Source organism: Prevotella sp. P5-92 (assembly GCF_002251245.1).
GTDB lineage: Bacteria > Bacteroidota > Bacteroidia > Bacteroidales > Bacteroidaceae > Prevotella.
In genome coordinates, this window is record NZ_NPJG01000038.1 from 38,853 (window position 1) to 57,715 (window position 18,863).

14 protein-coding genes are annotated in these 18,863 nt (G+C 50.8%); 2 read left to right on the forward strand and 12 right to left on the reverse strand.

Features of this window, described 5'->3' with window-relative positions; translation table 11 throughout:
- Window position 1: 1 nt before the first annotated feature.
- The 10 genes from CIK99_RS03700 to CIK99_RS03745 all read right to left on the reverse strand — a co-directional run bounded on the left by CIK99_RS03700 (window position 2) and on the right by CIK99_RS03745 (window position 13,151).
- On the reverse strand, window positions 2-841 hold the full coding sequence (locus CIK99_RS03700) for an SDR family oxidoreductase (RefSeq protein WP_094379897.1): 840 nt from the start codon (window positions 839-841) through the stop codon (window positions 2-4).
- Window positions 810-3,074 (reverse strand): ATP-binding protein, encoded by a 2,265-nt coding sequence (locus CIK99_RS03705; protein WP_094379898.1) that lies wholly within the window; start codon window positions 3,072-3,074, stop codon window positions 810-812. The genes CIK99_RS03700 and CIK99_RS03705 overlap by 32 nt, the downstream gene beginning before the upstream one ends.
- A 1-nt stretch (window position 3,075) precedes the next feature.
- Window positions 3,076-4,302, reverse strand: coding sequence for an NADH:flavin oxidoreductase (locus CIK99_RS03710; RefSeq protein WP_094379900.1), 1,227 nt, complete (start codon window positions 4,300-4,302; stop codon window positions 3,076-3,078).
- Between the two features lie 11 nt (window positions 4,303-4,313).
- Window positions 4,314-5,054, reverse strand: a complete 741-nt coding sequence (locus CIK99_RS03715) for a DUF1295 domain-containing protein (protein ID WP_254047714.1) — start codon at window positions 5,052-5,054, stop codon at window positions 4,314-4,316.
- 50 nt (window positions 5,055-5,104) lie between these two features.
- Window positions 5,105-7,012 (reverse strand): AAA domain-containing protein, encoded by a 1,908-nt coding sequence (locus CIK99_RS03720; protein WP_094379905.1) that lies wholly within the window; start codon window positions 7,010-7,012, stop codon window positions 5,105-5,107.
- On the reverse strand, window positions 7,009-9,333 hold the full coding sequence (locus CIK99_RS03725) for an alpha-xylosidase (protein WP_094379907.1): 2,325 nt from the start codon (window positions 9,331-9,333) through the stop codon (window positions 7,009-7,011). The genes CIK99_RS03720 and CIK99_RS03725 overlap by 4 nt, the downstream gene beginning before the upstream one ends.
- A gap of 29 nt (window positions 9,334-9,362) precedes the next feature.
- On the reverse strand, window positions 9,363-10,172 hold the full coding sequence (lgt, locus tag CIK99_RS03730; protein ID WP_094379909.1) for a prolipoprotein diacylglyceryl transferase: 810 nt from the start codon (window positions 10,170-10,172) through the stop codon (window positions 9,363-9,365).
- 36 nt (window positions 10,173-10,208) lie between these two features.
- The gene (gene ychF / locus CIK99_RS03735) at window positions 10,209-11,312 is read right to left on the reverse strand and encodes a redox-regulated ATPase YchF (RefSeq protein ID WP_094379911.1); all 1,104 of its coding nucleotides are present in this window, start codon (window positions 11,310-11,312) and stop codon (window positions 10,209-10,211) included.
- A gap of 167 nt (window positions 11,313-11,479) precedes the next feature.
- Window positions 11,480-11,899, reverse strand: coding sequence for a SufE family protein (locus CIK99_RS03740; protein ID WP_094379913.1), 420 nt, complete (start codon window positions 11,897-11,899; stop codon window positions 11,480-11,482).
- Entirely contained in the window at window positions 11,886-13,151 is a 1,266-nt protein-coding gene (locus CIK99_RS03745; RefSeq protein WP_094379915.1) for a peptidase U32 family protein, read from the reverse strand. The genes CIK99_RS03740 and CIK99_RS03745 overlap by 14 nt, the downstream gene beginning before the upstream one ends.
- Window positions 13,152-13,934: 783 nt before the next feature.
- Between CIK99_RS03745 and CIK99_RS03750 the strand changes: the two genes are divergently transcribed.
- Window positions 13,935-14,933 (forward strand): malate dehydrogenase, encoded by a 999-nt coding sequence (locus CIK99_RS03750; RefSeq protein WP_094379918.1) that lies wholly within the window; start codon window positions 13,935-13,937, stop codon window positions 14,931-14,933.
- Window positions 14,934-15,106: 173 nt separating this feature from the next.
- On the opposite strand, the gene CIK99_RS03755 is transcribed toward CIK99_RS03750, so the two are convergent.
- A complete protein-coding gene (locus tag CIK99_RS03755; RefSeq protein ID WP_094379920.1) occupies window positions 15,107-15,754 on the reverse strand; it encodes a hemolysin III family protein in 648 nt (215 codons plus the stop codon).
- Window positions 15,751-18,054 (reverse strand): ribonuclease R, encoded by a 2,304-nt coding sequence (rnr, locus tag CIK99_RS03760; protein ID WP_094379922.1) that lies wholly within the window; start codon window positions 18,052-18,054, stop codon window positions 15,751-15,753. Before rnr ends, CIK99_RS03755 begins: the two co-directional genes overlap by 4 nt.
- Before the next feature lie 147 nt (window positions 18,055-18,201).
- On the opposite strand from rnr, the gene CIK99_RS03765 reads away from it, so the two are divergent.
- Window positions 18,202-18,849, forward strand: coding sequence for a hypothetical protein (locus CIK99_RS03765; RefSeq protein ID WP_094379924.1), 648 nt, complete (start codon window positions 18,202-18,204; stop codon window positions 18,847-18,849).
- The last annotated feature ends 14 nt before the right edge of the window (window positions 18,850-18,863 follow it).

Sequence of the window (18,863 nt, forward strand, 5' to 3'; positions counted from 1 at the left end):
ATTATAGCCCCACCCTTTTGGCGGTCTCTGCCCACAGCCTTTCGAGAATAGGGCTGTGGGTATATTTTTTGCCTAACTTCTTTTCGTGGCACGAGAGATTGAACGTGCCAGTCTGCCCTTCCACTTCTTTCGACAGGAGGAGGCGGATGGCAGTGGCGGCTCCTTGGCGAGGCGTGCGTATATAGGGAGCGAAGAGCACCCGTGTGAGGCGGTCGAACCACATCTTGAAGTATATTATGTCGGTGGCCACTACTCCTGGATCGGCACAGTTTACCGTTATACCTTTGTCTTTCAGTTCCTTGGCAAGTTTTATGGTGAAAAGCGTCACGGCAAGTTTGGAGTTGAAATACGGGAAGATGCGCCAATACGACCCGCGGCAGCCAGAGTCGAAGAATGTGGGGAAGTCTATCCTACCCCATCGGTAAGTGAGCGACGTCATCGACACGATCCTGCTTCCCCGTTCCATCTTTGGCACAAGGAGACGGGAGAGAAGATAGTGGCCGGCATAGTTCACCTGTACGGTACGTTCCATACCGTCTTCGGTGATGGTGCGTCCCTGCTGTTCCATGATGCCAGAGTTGTTCATCAGAAGAGCTACAGGTTCTTCACGTTTAAAAATCTCCTCTACAAAAGCCCTCACGCTTTTCAGTGAGGCGAGGTCGATGGGAATAATCTCCACGTCGTGGTTTCCCGACTCAGAAATTATCCACTCTCGTTTCCGCTTTGCGCGTTCGATATTTCTTGAAGCCATGATGACATGATAGCCCTCGATAGCCACAGCCCGTGCTATCTCAGAGCCCATACATCCGTCAGCTCCCGTGATTATCGCCAATTTCTTCATTCTTTGTATTCTTTATTGTTATTACAAATCTCGAACCTTGAGCCTTGTAGCTGCGGTCGAACTCGACTGTGGCATCCATGCGCTTGGCAATCTCGCATACGAGTGACAAACCGAGTCCTGCGCCGGGAACGAAGCTGTCAACCTTGTAGAAGCGGTCGAAGATGCGTTCTTCATCGCCTTCGGGAATACCTTTGCCAGTGTCGGTGACGGAGAATGTCACGGAGCCTTCGGCATTGGTGATGCACTCCACACTGATGTAGCCCGAGGGGGTGAACTTCACGGCATTGCCCACCAAGCATTGCAAGATGCGGGTAAGTCCCTTGCCATTGGTATCTATGGTGTCCTTACCGCTATTGTTGCTGAATGTAAGTTCTACTCCTGCCTGTGGTTGCGGCACGGTGGATTGCACTATGCTCAGAGTCTCGTCGATGGAGATAGTCTCGCGTGGCAATGGCTCGTCGCTGCTCTCGTATTCCGAAAGCTCAAGGAACTTGTTTATCAGACGTGTCATATAGGTTGTCTGGTCGCTGATGATGTCGTTATACTGTCGTTTCTCTTCGTCGGAGAGCTGGATGTTCGGGTCGGTGAGCAGTTGAACGAATCCGAAGATTTGGTTGAGCGGAGTGCGAATCTCGTGAGACATGTTTCTGATGAACGAGTCTTTCATCTGTTTTGCTTCCTCGATATTGGTCTTGTCCTGCTTGCTCATGTTCTTAGACCACTTGCGGTATTCCTCGGCCTGTATGCCGAAATGTTCATGGAATTTTTTGTTGAAGGCTTTGGCATTGCCGAATCCGCATGCGGTGGCAATCTCGTCCAAGGTCTTGTTTCCCTTCAGCATCTCCAGACTCTGCATGAGTCTCATCTCGTCGGGATTGATGTTATTCGCGTCCTCGCTGAGGCGGAATTTTGTCAGTTCACCCTCCCTCTGCATCATTTGGTTGATGGTGGATACGATGGTCTTGTTGCGACGGTTCACCTTGCGGTTGAAAAGCAAGAGGAGCACAATGAATGCCGTGCCGAGAATCATCATGACAGTCACTACGATGAATATATTCTTGTGTTTCGACAGTTGGGCATCCTTCATTTGCAATTGGTGTTCTTTCTCCTGAGTCTCGTATATTTTCGACAATCTTATTCCGTCCTCAATGCTATACTTCTTGAAGATCGAGTCCTTAATACCGTTTATCACCTCCGACTTCTCCAGAGCCTCTCGATAATTGCCATATTCCTTGTTGATGAATTTCTCGTATTCAAGCACGTAACTAATAAAGAACTCAGAAATGGTATCTTCTGATTCCGCTATGTTTTTCCTCATTTGGGCTGTTATTTCAGCAAGTTTATTTATATCCTTGACATTATAGTAATGCTCGGAAATCATAGCCTGCACAAAACCAGTACCAACCAAATCAGACTTCATTATCTCTTTTAGGCATTTCTCTGATTCATTCTTGTTTCCCTTTGCGTCATAGTAGTTCATCAAAATGCTGTAGGTGTGGAGCTGACGGTATTCAGCATAACCATCCATAATGTTATCGATGGTATTCAGTTTATTGGTGATGTAGAGAAGGTCGGGAATATTCTTTTCAACCTCGTCATATCTTTTCTGTGTAATAAGGCTTTCTACGTAGTTGCCCATAAAGGAATATGCCATATCAGCTGTGGTGAAATTGGGATTGTCATTCATTATTTTTATCACCTTATCCTTGTTGTTGGAAAACATCTTAAGACCGCTCTCCTTATCACCAAGCATTATTGTGCTCAGTGCAATGGTACCAATGGCACCGACCTCATATTCCATCATATTATTTTCTCGTGCAATTTCAGCAGCTTTCTTTGCGTAAAAAATTGACTGGGCAAACTGGCTGTTAGAATTAGCTATACTTGCAAGTGTGTTAAGAAGAGTATAATAGCGTTTAATGTCTTTCTTCAGTTCAACGGAGTCTTTAAGCACTTGTTTACCATAATAGTCTGCCATCTTATAATCCGCAAGTCCGTTATTATAAACAACAAAACGTAGGAAGTTGATGGCGTATGGACGTTCTTCTTTGTTCATCTCCATAGTGTCGATGATGGCAAGGGCACGCTCCGGTTCCTGAAGGCTTATCTTGGCGATATATTCCCTCGTGTGGGTGCTGTCGATACCAGTTCTATTGGCCTCTGTACGTTTGCCAATACAACTTGCAAGGAACCATAGCACCATGAGTACAGATAAATAATGAATAACCCTCATATCATCCTTTATTCTCTATTTTCTCAATTTCACGCTTCAGGCATCGTGGCAGTTCCTTGCCAAGGTGTTGGTGGCAGGCCATGTCGAGAGTGTACATACGGGCGATGCAGTAGTTGCTATGGTGGCAGTTGCAACGGGCACACTCCTCGGTCTTCATACGATTGACAAAGGCCGGCTCGTTGAGCAAGGCACGCCCCATCTGCACGGCAACAAAGCCATGGTCGAGCACCTCGTCAATCTTCTCTCTTGCCACCAAGCCGCCTACATACACGAGTGGCATATCGTGAAGAGCCTCGCGGAACTTCAGGGCATCGTCGAGAAAATAGGCTTCCTTGAACGGCACGGATGGTATCATCATCTTGCCCACTAATCTCACCATATACTTCAGCCACCAGCAGTCCATATAGTGAGTCATGGTACGGATAGGCATCTCGCCACGCATCACATACATCGGAGCCTTGCTAACGAAACCGCCGCTCAACACCAGTGCGTGAGCGCCGTCTTGCTGCAGTCGCTTGGCCACCTGGAGCGTCTCGTCGAGTTCCATTCCTCCCTTGAATCCGTCGCGCATGTTCATCTTGACCAACACAGCCATATCGTTGCCAGCAGCCTTCATCACCTCGTCCATACACATATCCATGAAGCGCATGCGGTTTTCAAGACTGCCGCCAAACTCATCGCGCCGATGGTTGGTGGAAGGAGAAAGGAACTGGCTGATGAGATAGCCATGACCGGCATGCACCTCAACGGCATCGAATCCCGCCTCGCGAGCCAGACGCACGGCATTGCCATAGTTACGTGCCATCGCGGGCAGTTCGTCGGCACGCAGTCCGCGGACGAAGGTGGGCGAATAGAGGTTGAATCCTGAGCACGCGCCTACCGGCAGGCAGCCGCAGATGCTCTTGTGCGACATATTGCCGCAATGACCGAGCTGAATGGAGGCGGCAGCGCCTTCCTTATGTACGGAATCTGTAAGTTCACGCAGTCCGGGCACTATCTCCGGGCGCATCCAAAGCTGTCGGTCGAACGAGAGTCCACTTTGGCATACAGCAGCATAAGCCACAGTTGTCATTCCCACGCCACCCTTTGCTACAGAATGGTGATAATCGAGCAATTCCTTGCTCGGGACATTGCCTGGGCACATGCTCTCAAAGGCAGCAGAGCGGATGGTGCGGTTGCGAAGGGTCACAGGACCGATATTGACTGGAGTGAAAAGTTTCGATTCCATAATTTCCTATTTTAATATATGAACGGTATAATTCTTTTTCTTTTGCCTAGGGCATTGCCGAACTCTTCGCGATAGCGCTTGTGTATGGCAGCGGCACGCGGAATGAGGTTGGCGGCTGTCCAGATGACGAACACCCATGCGGCTGGTATGGTGGTGAAGAGTGCGAAACCAATCCATTCGACAAGTTCACCAAAATAGTTTGCCGACGTGACATAGCGATACAATCCCTCTGCCGGTAGATAGTGGTTGGTGTCGCCTGGCTTGCGTAGATGACGTATGACGTTGTCGGAATGCAGGTTGATGCCCATGCCAAGGAAGAAGATGGCAATGCCAAAGAGCGACTGTGGGCGTAGGAAAAACGCCGTTCCCTCGTTGAAACAAGACGGCGGGAAGCAGAAGAGTCCCTTTCCCAAGAGGAATCCGTTGGCTACATTGAACGTTATGCCCATAAGCATAATGACAACGGGCATCTGGCTGTTTCCTTTCATCAGCAAGGGGAAGACAAACGAGCGCTGGAAATAGTGGAGCTGGAACAGCAGCAGGGCGAGGAAAGCCGGCATGGCGAGTGTTGCCCCTTGGCTCACCCACATCCATGTCATGACGAAAAACACTGGTGCTTCCATCATCACCCACGCCACCTTATTGTTTATCGACCATCCCCATGCCTTGGTGCGAAACATGCCGTATCCCGCCTTGACAAAGTAGAGGGCAATGAAAACCATGACGGCCATGACAGTCATCGTCCAAAGCATTGCATTATATATATATAAGGTGTGATCCATAATGATAAATAATCTTGTTTCTACAAAGTTTTTGTTTCGCTCAGTCCATCGACATAATCCTTCAACTTTCGGTAAAAGGGATGTCGTGTGAGTGTAGAAGCATCGCCGAGGATGATGAGTTTCATGCGGGCGCGTGTGATGGCTACATTCATGCGCCGCAGGTCGTTGAGGAATCCGATTTGTCCCTGCTCGTTGCTTCTGACGAGAGAGATGACGATGATGTCGCGCTCCTGTCCCTGGAATCCGTCAACGGTATTCACGGAGATAATCTTCCTGAGAGGCTTGTAGAAGTCGGTCTTCTTTATCAGCCTGCGCAGATACTGCACCTGTGCGCGATAAGGCGAGATGATGCCCACGTCGATGCGCTCGTCGATGATGCGCTGTCGTCCTATCCGCACGAAGTATCTTGCCAGGGAGAGCAGTGTCTCGTGAGCCTCGGCTTTGTTGATGCGTCCGAAGTTCTCGCCCACAAACTCCTCGTGATATTTCCGTTCGGCCGTGTTGTCGGAGTCATCGTCAATCTGTCCGATGTCGATCCACTCGATGGCTTTGTCGAGATCGAGGATTCCGCGGTATTTCACTATCGGCGCGGCCTCGACCCTGCCGTGGTAGAACCAGTCGGACGAGAATCGCATGATGTCTTCGTTCATGCGGTACTGCATGGTGAGCAGCGTCACCGCCTCGGGCTTGTTGTCAACGATGCGCTGCATGAGCGTCTTGTCGAGTCCTCCCTTCATGGCGGCGATGCTCTTTATGGTGGGAGGCAGCTGGCAGTGGTCGCCGGCAAGAATGACTCGCGACGCACGGCGTATGGGAATCCAGCAGGCGGCCTCCAGAGCCTGTGCCGCCTCGTCGATAAACAGCGTGCCGAACTTCATGCCGTCGAGCAGTCGGTTGGCGCTGCCCACGAGGGTGGAAGCGATGACGCGTGCCTCGCCGAAGAGCTGGTTGCGTATTCTCAGTTCGAGTTCAATCTCCCGTTCCTTGAGTCGTTCCATCTTCTGGTGGAAGCTATGGTCGCCACGCTTGCGGTTGGCACACAGTTGGCGGATCGTCTTGCGTATGGCCCAGAGCTGCGGATAGTCAGGATGCGCCTCAAACCGGCGTTCGTAGGTGAAAGAGAGCATCTTGTCGTTGACCCTTGTCGGGTTGCCGATGCGCAAGACGTTGACGCCTCGGTCAACGAGTTTCTCCGATATCCAGTCAACGGCCATATTGCTTTGCGCACAAACCAGCACTTGGTTTTCCCTTCTCAGAGTCTCGTATATGGCCTCCACGAGCGTGGTGGTCTTTCCTGTGCCTGGCGGTCCGTGAACCACCGCCACGTCCTTTGCCCACAGCACCTCGTTGACAGCCTTCTCCTGCGACCTGTTGAGGAACGGGAAGCTGAGAGGAGCGAACGAGAACCTCTCAGCTTGCTGTGCCGAATAGAAGAGGTCGCGCAGATATCCTAATCGTCCTCTCGCCCCGATAGTACGGTCGAGAGCCTCAAACATCAGTCTGTATGTGGTCTCGTCAAATCCTAATTGCACGTTCAGCGCCTCTGCCGTTTGCAGACCTACGATGTCGCTACCGTCAGGCACTGTCGCCACCATGCGGTCACCATCGACATAGCTCACCACTCCATGCAGTGAAAAAGCCTTTCTCTTGTCGCCCTCGGCGACTTGGCTGATCCACACCGGCCGTCCGAACTCGAAGTTATGCTCCACATCGTTGTCTTGTGTGCGTATGAGTTCTATCGACAGTTGGTTGAGTGAGTTATAGTAGCTTCGGCTAAAGCGCACTCCGAGCCACGCATCGCCCCTTTTGGCCAGCCGTTCAAGGCCTTTGGCCTCCATCTGTCGGCGATGTTCCTCCTTATCGACATTATATTCTATCTCAAGGAGTATGCGTTGCTGCTGTAGTGCAAGTATAGGCGATTCGGTCATTTCACAATTTCTATTGCCTCGTCTCCTGGACGATAAAGTATTCCGCTACACTTCACATTGTCGGCAGAGCGGTAACGTTTCAGTTCTATCTTGTCCCAACGTATCTCGTCGGTGCGCTGTGCAAGAGGGGCGTGAGGAATGACGCTGCCGTCGCGGACGAGTATCACGCAAGGTATCTTTCCTACGCTTATCTCCCTGTATCCGCCCTCATACACCTTTCCGCTCTGATAGTCAATCCACTTTCCGGCAGGAAGGTAGCACATACGCGACTTGCCGCTTTCGAGCAGTGGAGCCACGAGAATCTGCGAGCCAAACATATACTCGTCTTCCACGAGCCATGCTCCGGGATCGTCGGGGAACTCCACGAGCAGGGCTCGCACCATGGGCAATCCACGCTCAGAACATTCTTTTGCCTGTGCATAGACATAAGGCATGAGCTTGTATTTCATCTCGGCACTCTCGCGGAAGGCGTCGGTGAGGCCTTTGCTTATGAGCCAGGGCTCGGTAGGTGGCGCTCCATGGGCGCGGCTGTGGCTTGAGAGGAAGCCGAACGGCAGCCATCGGCGGTAAAGATCTTCGGGGGTCTCGGGGACGAATCCTCCGATGTCGTGACTCCAGAACGAGAAGCCGCTAAGTCCGAACGACAGTCCGCCCCTCAGGTCGCCGATGAAGCCCGTATTGGTGGTGGCAGCGTCGCCGCCCCAATGCAGTGGATAGCGTTGTGATCCCGCCCATGCGCTTCTCGCCCAGATGACGCCCTCGTTGTCTTTAGAGTTTTGCTTCACGGCTTCCCACAGGGCCTTGTTGTATCGCAGCGGATAGAGGTTATGCTCGTAGAGTCCTCCCTTTCCGCTGTGGTAAAATCCGTCGAGCGGTGCAGCCTCGCCGAAGTCGCATTTTATTGCCCCGACGCCCTGCTTCACCAGTCCGGCTATCTTCTGCTGATACCAGCTGACGGTCTTAGGATTAGAGAGGTCGAGGACGGCATCTTCGTAGGGCGACGAGCCGCATGCGTTCTTCACGGCCATGCCTCCGTCGAGGAGTTCGCCGAAGAATTTGTTCTTGGGAGTGAAATACGGCAGCTGCCAGAGACACACATGGAAGCCGTCGCTGCGCATCTTCTTCATCATTGCCACGGGGTCGGCAAAGCGGTCGGCGGCAAACTGATAGTCGCACTGCCAGTCAACTCCAAACCATCCTGTGTCGAAGTGTATGACGTCTGACGGAATCTTGTATTTGCGGAGGTTGGCGGCAATGCCGAGTCCTTCTTCTTGTGAGAAATAGGTGATACGGCTCATCCATGTGCCGAAGGTCCATAGTGGCAGCATGGGACTCTTGCCTGTGATTTCAGTATATTCATAGAGGATGTCTTTTGGCTCACCAAAGAAGACGAAGAAGTCCATCTTCTCGTCGGCCATATACAGACTCTGCGTGCCTATATAGCTCTTGCCGAAGTCGGCGGTGACGGGAGCCGAGGTGTGCATGAAGACGCCATAGCCTCGGTTGCTGAAATAGAAGGGCACGGGTTTGTACATGCCAGGAGTCTCGGGTCCTTGCGGGTCGGTGACGAAGAGCTGCACTTTCTGTCCCACCTTGTTGAGCGAGGTGAACGACTCTCCACACCCGTATATCCTTTCCTGTGGTGCGAGCGAGAAGACGGGGTTGATGCTCCTGGAGTTGTCGGAGCCACGCTTTATGAAGTTAAACGGCAGAATCTTCACCTGTGTGGAGTCGTTGTCGGCGAGTGTGCGTGTCTCGGTGAGCTTGCGTCCGTTTATGTCTTTCAGGACGATGCGCCATGGATATTTCTGTATCTCTATGGTGCCGTAAGGCGAGGAGTAGCTCACGGTGGCCGCGGTCTGCTTCATCTTCCACGACGTGTCGCCACTCTTAGGCACTGCGGCAAACATGATGTCGTCGGCATCGTTGTCGCGTGGCTCTATGGGTGTGGTGAGCATGGTGATGCGCACGGTGCGCGGACTGACAAACCGTAGTTGGAATTTCAGTTCGGGCGCATTGTCGTAGGCCGTCTCAGGGAAGTCGAGCATGTGTTGTTTCTGCGGCCAGAAGCCGTTGGTGTTGAATGCCTGTCGCGGTGCTATGCGATAGCGTTCCCATTTCACCTTTCCCTCGCCTTTCGCTGTATCGAAGCTGGCGAGGCTGTCGGCAAAGAAGTAGGTGTTGGCAAGGTCGCTGAAGTCGGCCGACACGTCCTTGGGTTGGTTCATGAGGTATGAGATGCCCTCGTTTGTCTTGATTTGTGCATTCGTGCAAAGTGCTGTTCCCAACAGCACTGCCGCTATGATTGTCGTCTTGGTCATATAGCTTAGGTATTAATGTCTGTTTCTTACTAACGTTTCTTATATCTCAGCATGCAAACCACTCCCAGTATCACGAACGGGATGCTGAGCAGCTGTCCCATGTCGAGCGGCAGCGACGCCTCGAAGGCCTCTTGTATTTCCTTGGTGAACTCGATGAAGAAGCGTGCGGTGAAGATATAAGTCAGACAGAGTCCGAAATAGAATCCCGTCCCCACCCGCTCAGGATGTTTCTTATACACGGCAAAGCCAATGAAGAGCAGCAGGAGATAGACGATGGCCTCGTAGAGCTGTCCGGGATGTCGTGGCAACATATCGACGCGCTCGAAGACGAAAGCCCACGGGACGTCGGTCACCTTGCCTATTATCTCTGAGTTCATCAGGTTTCCTATGCGTATGAAGAAGGCTGCTATAGGAGTCGCTATTGCAATGTTGTCAAGCACTGTCCAAAGGCTCAGATTGGTCTTCTTCACATAAAGCAAGAGCGCTATCATCAGTCCTATCGTTCCTCCATGGCTTGCCAGTCCCTCATATCCGGTGTATTTCCATCCCCCTTCAGGCATGAAATGTATAGGAAGAATCATTTCCACTAAATGCGGGAATGAGGTAAGATAATAGTCGGGTTGGTAGAAGATGCAGTGGCCGAGTCGTGCTCCTACAAGCACTCCGAAGAAGCAGTAGTAGAACAGGGGCTCGAAGAGTTCTTCTTTTATTCCCTGCTGCTTATACAGGCGCTTCACTATGAGATAGGCGCCGAGCAGTCCCAAGAGCCAGCATAAGCCATACCATCGCATTCCGAAGATGGTGGTGAGACTTGGATTCCAATTGATGTATAGTTCCATAAATTTTTAATTAAGTTGACAAGTTGTCAACTAATACTAAACATTAAACCTAAAGTGCATGATGTCGCCGTCCTGCACAACATAGTCCTTGCCCTCAATGCCGAGCTTTCCAGCCTCGCGCACTGCAGCTTCCGAACCCAACTGAATATAGTCGTCGTATTTTATCACCTCGGCACGTATGAATCCCTTCTCAAAGTCGGTGTGTATCACTCCGGCACACTGCGGAGCCTTCCAGCCCTTATGGTATGTCCATGCCTTCACTTCCATCTCGCCTGCGGTGATGAAGGTCTCGAGATTGAGCAGAGAGTAAGCCTTCTTGATGAGACGGTTGACGCCACTCTCCTCGAGTCCGAGCTCTTCGAGAAACATCTGCTTGTCTTCATACGACTCGAGTTCAGCAATGTCCTCTTCGGTCTTTGCAGCAATCACCATAGTCTCAGCGCCTTCCTCCTTGGCGAGTTCCTCAATTTTTCTTGTGAACTCATTGCCGCTCTTTGCGCTCGCCTCATCGACGTTGCACACATAGAGCACCGGCTTGGCGGTGAGCAGAAAGAGGTTGCGTGCAGCATCCTGTTCTTCTTTTGAGTCGAACTCCACGGTGCGCGCGTTCTTGCCCTGTTCGAGCACGGCCTTATACGCCTCGAGCACTGCTACCTCTATCTTTGCGTCCTTGTTGTTGCCAATGGCGGCTATCTTCTGTTGTTTCTGCAGACGACTCTCGATGGTCTCGAGGTCTTTGAGCTGGAGTTCGGTATCGATAATCTCCTTGTCGCGCACCGGGTCGATGGTGCCGTCAACGTGGGTGATGTTCTCGTCCTCAAAGCATCTGAGCACGTGGATGATGGCATCGGTCTCGCGTATGTTGCCCAGGAACTTGTTGCCGAGTCCCTCGCCCTTGCTGGCACCTTTGACAAGTCCGGCTATATCCACTATCTCGCATGTCGCTGGCACTATTCGTCCTGGATGCACCAGCTCGGCGAGTTTAGTGAGTCGTTCGTCGGGCACGGTAATCACGCCCACGTTGGGCTCAATAGTACAAAAGGGGAAGTTTGCCGCTTGTGCCTTTGCACTCGACAAGCAGTTGAAAAGTGTTGACTTGCCTACGTTGGGCAGTCCTACAATACCACATTTTAAAGCCATATATTATTTTTTAAGTTGACGAGTTGATATTTTTTTAAGTTGACGAGTTGACAAGTAAACAAGTTGCTTGTGACGTTGTCTGTCCCCTTCATATCTTGTCCCCAGGGTCACTCTTATTTCAATATTTCAACCCTATAATTTTTCAATCTTTCAATTTTTTCAATATTTCAATTTTTCAATCCATACCCCACAGCGTACATCTTTATCTGCTTCATCATGGCGAGCAGACCGTTGCTGCGTGTGGGACTGAGATGGTCTTTCAGTCCTATCTCGTCGATGAAATACACCTCGGCGTCGATTATCTCCTGCGGAGTATGTCCGCTGAACACCCTTATCAGCAGGGCCACGATGCCTTTCACTATCAGTGCGTCACTCTCGGCTGAAAACACGAGTTTGCCGTCCACACAGTCGCACTGCAGCCACACACGGCTTTGGCAGCCGTCGATGAGATTGCTCTCAGTCTTGTACTTCTCGTCGAGCGGAGCCTGCTCGTTGCCGAGGTCTATAAGCAACTGGTATTTATCCATCCAGTCGTCGAAACCACCAAACTCCTCGATGATCTCGTCTTGTGCTTCATTTATTGTCATTGTCGTTGTCAGTTTTTACAAGTTTAAAAAGTTTGTCGCTCGGGCGTATCTTTCCAGGCACAGGTATCGACACATGCGTGCCCTTGGGCGCCGTCTCCACGGGTTCGAGTTCGAGGCGAATCTCTGTGGCATCAATATACATCACGCCCGTTGTGGGACCCGTGACGAGCAGTTTGTCGCCCAACTTGAAGTCGGCTGCATCCACGGTAAACTCAGCCACTCCGAGCTTGCTGAAATATTTCACTCCGCGACCTATATACACCTTTCTCTCCGTGGCACACGAGCCGTAGTGCTTGTTCCATTCGCCCATGAGCTGCCCCTGATAGTAGCCGTCCCAGAACCCACGGTTGAACACCGTGGCGAGACGCTCGTCCCACTGGTCTTTCTTCTCTTCGGTAAACGAGCCGTCAATCACACTCTGGATGGCCTCCTTATAGCATTTCACCACGGTATATACATACTCAGGTCCGCGGGCACGTCCTTCAATCTTAAACACCCTCACGCCGGCGTTCATCAGGCGGTCGATAAACCGTATGGTCTTGAGGTCTTTCGGACTCATCACATACTTGTTGTCTATCTCGAGCTCGTTGCCCGTCTCGCGGTCGGTGACGAGATACGACCGGCGGCATATCTGCACACACTCGCCGCGGTTGGCAGAGCGGCCGGCATTGGCAAGGCTCAGGTAGCATTTCCCGCTTATGGCCATACACAAGGCTCCATGACAAAACATCTCTATCCTTATGCGCTTGCCGCCGGGTCCGCAGATGTCTTGCTCCTCGGCCAGGCGGAATATCTCCGCCACCTGTTCCATATTCAGCTCCCGGGCCAGAACCACCACGTCGGCAAACTGAGCATAGAACCTCAGCGCCTCGATGTTGCTTATGTTGAGCTGTGTGGAAAGATGCACCTCCTGTCCCACCTGACGGCAGTAGGTCATCACTGCCACGTCGCTGGCGATGACCGCCGTGATGCCTGCCTCGTGTGCAGCATCGACTATCTCACGCATCAGCGGGATATCCTCGCCATAGATGATGGTATTGACCGTGAGATACGATTTCATGCCGTGCTCTTGGCATGTGGCAGCTATCTCGCGAAGGTCGTCGATGGTGAAGGTGGAAGCTGAGTGGGCTCTCATGTTCAGGCGCTCAATGCCGAAGTATATCGAGTCGGCACCGGCCTGTATGGCAGCCTGCAGACATTCCCTCGACCCCACCGGAGCCATTATCTCATATTCGTTTCTGTCGTTGTTCATTAAACCGTATTTTGTCTCTTGTCTTTCAGTATGTTTTGTTCTATCGTAACAACATAGTTGTTCTTAGGGTGCAAAGTTAAGACTTTTTTCCGTAATATCCAAGCGATTTATGTTTTTTTACCCATTATCATCGCATTTTTAGCCGAAAGAGACCCCTTATAAGGTGGAAAAGACGGATTTTACCTATGTCTCATTGTCGGGCCGAAACGCAGCATGCTTTACCCTTAAGCAGTAAAATATTTTCAGCATATCGAGCCACTTCAAAAACAAAATTTTGCCTTTACCATCACTTTATCTGCAACCTTGTTTTATACCTTCATAACTACCCCGAAAAATTTCTTTAGTTAGAGAAAAATATTTCTCCAGTTAGAGAAAAATTTCACGGTCTAAAATCATACTGTCTTATTATTTAGCTGTTAAAAAAGACAGAAAATTTAAACAGTTAAACAGTTAAACAGTTATTTTTTAGACTGTCCCTTTTTGTCAAAAAAATACTTATATTATATATTTATATATAATATAAAGAAAAAATGAGAAAACAAGATGATGACCGTATAATATAACTGTTTAACTGTTTAACTGTTTTTTTGTCTGAGATGTGCAAGAAGTATATCATCAGGCAAGTAGGCGATAAAACTGAAAATAAGAATTAAAAAAATTAAAAAGTTATCCGCAATCGTGTTTTTTTTATTACCTTTGCAGTGGAAAGTGCGAGGCATGCGACTATAGCGACACGCCAGGGCACAGGAAATATGTAGGATAAACTTTTTAAAACATAAGAAAATGGCATTTTTAACTAACGACAAATTGGTAATTGTTGGTGCCGGCGGCGCCATCGGTTCTACAATGGTTCAGACAGCTCTCACAATGAAGCTGACTCCAAACGTGTGTCTTTATGACGTTTATGCTCCAGGTATGGAGGGTGTGATGGAAGAGATGTTCCACTGCGGTTATGACAGCGTGAACCTCACCGCCACAACCGATGTGGCTGAAGCTTTCAAGGATGCTAAGTACATCATCTCTTCTGGCGGCGCACCACGTAAGGCTGGTATGACACGCGAAGACCTGCTCGCAGGCAACTGCAAGATTGCCGAGGAACTGGGTCAGAACATCAAGAAATACTGCCCTGACGTAAAGCACGTGGTTGTCATCTTCAACCCAGCAGACCTCACTGGTCTGGTAACACTGCTCTACTCTGGCCTGAAACCTTCACAGGTAACCACTTTAGCAGCCCTCGACTCTACACGTCTGCGCAGCGAGCTCTGCAAGAAGTTTGGCGTGAAGAGCGACGACGTTACAGGTTGCCGCACATTCGGTGGACACGGCGAGCAGATGGCTGTATTCGGCAGCAAGGTGAAGATTCAGGGCAAGCCTCTGAGCGAGATTATCGGTACCGACGCACTGCCACAGGAAGAGTGGGAGAAGCTCCGCACCGACGTCGTTCAGGGTGGCGCAAAGATCATCCAGCTCCGCGGACGCAGCTCTTGGCAGAGCCCAGCTTACTGTTCTGTAGAGATGATTCGTGCCGTCATGGGCGGAGAGGCTTTCGCATGGCCTGCAGGTACATACGTGAAGAACGAGAAGTATCAGAACATCATGATGGCTATGGACACTACACTCGACACCAACGGCTGTACATACAAGATGCCAGAGGGAACTGCCGAGGAAATGGCCGCTCTCGACGCAAGCTATGCTCATCTCTGCAAGATGCGCGACGAACTGGTTACATTGAACATCGTTCCTCCAGTAGAGAAGTGGAACGAAATCAATCCTAACCTGTAAAGTTTTTTACTCAGAATCTCACTTGTTATTATAATATAATAAGTATAATAAGCGGAGGAAAATCACTCGATTTTCCTCCGCTTTTTCGTTCCCGTTCCCCTTCCAATTTTCGTTCCCGTTTCAGTTTTCGTTCCCGTTTCAGTTTTCGTTCCCGTTTCAGTTTTCGTTCCCCTTTATACATACTCTAACAATATGTCCCACACTGCAACGATATGGCATATACTGCCGGCGAGAACAAAGAAATGGAACACGGAATGCATGTAACGGCGCTTGTTGAGACTATAGAACACGGCTCCGGTCACATACATCACTCCCTCGGCTATGATCCACGACACAGCGGCGGCACTCACGCTATAGAGCAGCGGCTTGAACGCCACAAGTACCGACAACCCCATGCCCACGAAACAGAACGTCTCAAGATGGCTATGCTCCTTGAGTCGCACAAGACTAACTATCGTTCCGGCAATGGCACACAGCCACACAAATGAAAACAAGCTCCACCCCCAATAGTCTTCCTGACGGAGCGCAACGAGCGTGATTGGGGAATACGACCCGGCTATATGCCAGTATATGGCCGCATGATCCCACTTGCGCAGCCTCTCCTTCCACCAGCTGCGGCGGGGCATGGCATGATAGACGGTGGAGGCGACATACGACGCCAACATACCAAAGAGATAAAGTATCACACCCACACGCGCCCACGGATTATCTCCGGAATAGCACATATACAGGAATATGCAACCCACAACCACGCCGAGGGCAATGCCTGCCGCGTGAGACCACGAGTTCCACAATTCCTCACGACGCGTATATCTAATCATCGCTTGCCTCCCTTACGGCCCTTCGAGCCTTTCCTGCGTTCGCCCTTGTCAGACTTCTGCTCGCCTTGTTCGGTCTTGCGCCCAGAAGAATGCTTACTGCCGCCATCGGGTGTGGCAAGGGTGAAGTCAAGCTGTTTACGCTCAACGTTGGCACTTGCCACCTTGATGCGCACGGCATCGCCAAGCTGATAGACATGTCCGCCGCGCCGCCCTACAAGACAATAGTTCTTCTCGTCGAAGTCGTAGTAGTCGTCGTCGAGGTCGCGCATCGACACAAGGCCTTCGCAGTGGTTGTCGTCTATCTCGCAGTAAATGCCGTAGCTCTGTATGCCGCTGATATGAGCGTCATACTCCTCTCCTAACTTGTCGGCCATAAACTCCACCATCTTATATTTTATGGAGTCGCGCTCGGCATTCTGAGCCACCTGCTCCATGTCGCTGCAGTGTTCGCAGAGCTCCTCGCAATGGTCTTTGTTTGCCGAACGTCCGCCCGCCTGGTATTTCGTTAGCAGACGATGAACCATAGTGTCGGGATAGCGCCGGATGGGCGAGGTGAAATGAGTGTAATAGTCGAAGGCGAGGCCATAATGTCCGATATTATGAACGCTGTATTTTGCCTTCATCATCGCCCTCAGAGCCACAGTCTCGATGAGTTTCTGCTCTTTCTTTCCAGCACACTCATCCATAAGGCTGTTAAGGCTCTTGGAGATGGCGCCCTTGGTGCCTGACGTCTTCATCTTGTATCCAAACTTCACCACAAACTGTCGCAGTGTCTCGAGTTTTGTGGGGTCAGGTTGGTCGTGGATGCGGTAAGGAAGCGTCTTTGCCTTTGCCCCTTTCTTCACTCGACCAATACTCTCAGCCACAGTGCGGTTGGCTATGAGCATAAATTCCTCTATCAGCTTGTTGGCATCCTTCGATTTCTTGAAATAGCATCTCGTAGGTTTTCCCTTCTCGTCGATATCGAAATGCAGTTCCTCGCGGTCGAACTTTACCGCACCATTCTTAAATCGTTGTTTACGAAGGGCTTTTGCCAGTTTGTCGAGTTGTATGAGCAGTGCGGCATTCTCTCCCTTATAGCCGTTGACGGGAGCTGCTGGAGCCGGTTCGCCCGTTCCGTCCACGACGCCATTGTCCTCGAGTATCTGCTGTACTTCCTCATAGGCATACCGCCGGTTACTCTTTATCACGGTATGAGCCAAGTGCCACCGCTTGATGTCGGCCTCATCGTTCATCTCGAAGATGACGCTATAGGCGAGTTTCTCCTCGTCGGGACGCAGCGAGCAGATGAAGTTACACAGTCGTTCGGGCAGCATCGGTATGGTGCGGTCCACAAGATAGACGCTCGTGGCTCGTTTCACGGCTTCCTTGTCGATTACCGAACCCTCGGTCACGTAGTGAGACACGTCGGCGATGTGCACTCCCACCTCCCAGAGTCCGTTGTCGAGACGTCTTATAGAGAGGGCGTCGTCAAAATCTTTCGCATCGCGTGGGTCGATGGTACAGGTGAAGACATCGCGGAAATCTTCTCTTTCGGCAATGTCTTTCTCCGTAATCTCGGCAGGAATTTTCTCCGCAGCCTCTTCCACGTTGGCAGGATACTTATATGGCAATCCATACTGGGCGAGAATGGAGTTCATCTCGGCGTCGTTGTCGCCCTGCTGACCCAGAATATCGACCACCTCGCCAAGAATGTTCTTGTGCTCGCTGTCTGGCCATGCCTTGACCTTCACGACAGCCTTGTCGCCAGTCTTTCCGCCCTTGACCTTTTGTTTCGGGATAATGATGTCGTAAGGCAGCAGTCCGTCTTGTGTGACGAGGAAGGCGAAGTCTTTCTCCACCCTCAGACGTCCTACGAAGTGGTCGCGTGCGTGTTCGAGGATGCCGATGACCATAGCCTCCTTGATATGCCGTTCGCGACGTGCCATAAACGTCACCTTCACCTTGTCGCCGTCGAGCGCCGACATGGAGTTGCGTTCAGCCACGAAGACTGGCTGGCTGCCGTCGTCGGGGATGAAGCTGTTTTTGCCGTTCGACTTACGTCTGAAGATTCCCTCCTGCACCTGTGTCTTGGTATTGAGGCAATAAGAGTTTTCGCTTACCTTTGTGAGGAAGTCGTCCCATGCCATCTCTTCCATGATGTCGATGGCAAGCATCTTCAGAGGATGAGTGTTTAGTTCCAAGGACTTGAATATCTGTTTGAAACTGAATGTAGTGCCGGCATTGCCTTGGAAGAACGCCGTCAGGGCAGCGAAGAGCTGTTTTTTTGTCATTCGTTTTCCGCCTTTTTTCTTTCCCATAGTTGTATGATTTATAAGTTGCTGCAAACTTACGAAAAAAAAACAAATGCTGTGCTATTCTTTATAATAAATTAACGTGAATATTTTGTGTCAAGGACAATCTTGCCGTACCTTTGTAGAAGAAAATAATATATTAACACTATTGTCATGGGAAAGAAGACTAACTGGAAAGACGACTACTGGCTGTATGTCATGCAGCTATATATGCGCAGGCCCATCGGTGTGAAGCCTCTTTATAGCAAGGCAGCCGTTGACCTAAGCATGGAGATACACGTTCATCCGCGCGAAATAATGGAACACGAGATGCAGATCGAGACACTCAGTTCGCCGCGTGTGGAACGCATCTGGGACGCTTACGGAGACAGTCCGTCGAAGCTGTCGCGTGCGGTGAAGCTTCTGCGCAGCATGAAAGGCTTTGGCAGTGCCAATGCGTTTTACGACGGTGTTGAGGTGACGGAGAGCTTCGAACCCGACTTCCGTCCCATCAGCAGCAACGGCATTATGCCCATCTCGTTGGTTATCATTCTCGACTTGTATTTTCGCCTCACGCCGATAACAATGTCGGCAGAGACGCCCGAGGTGTGGGAAGTGGCGCGGCTCATGGGTCTTCCCATCTCTACCGTGGTACACGTTCTCCATATGTTTCTTTCGTGCGACCCTTATACTCGTCGCAAGCCCTCCGACGAGTCGGACCCGCTTTTGCCTCATTGCCGTGCCATCTGGACGAGATACGGCAACAGCGACGCTGAGACGCTATCGGAATACGCCGAGGAGCTGAAGCAATATTTTCATTGACGGACGAGAAATCT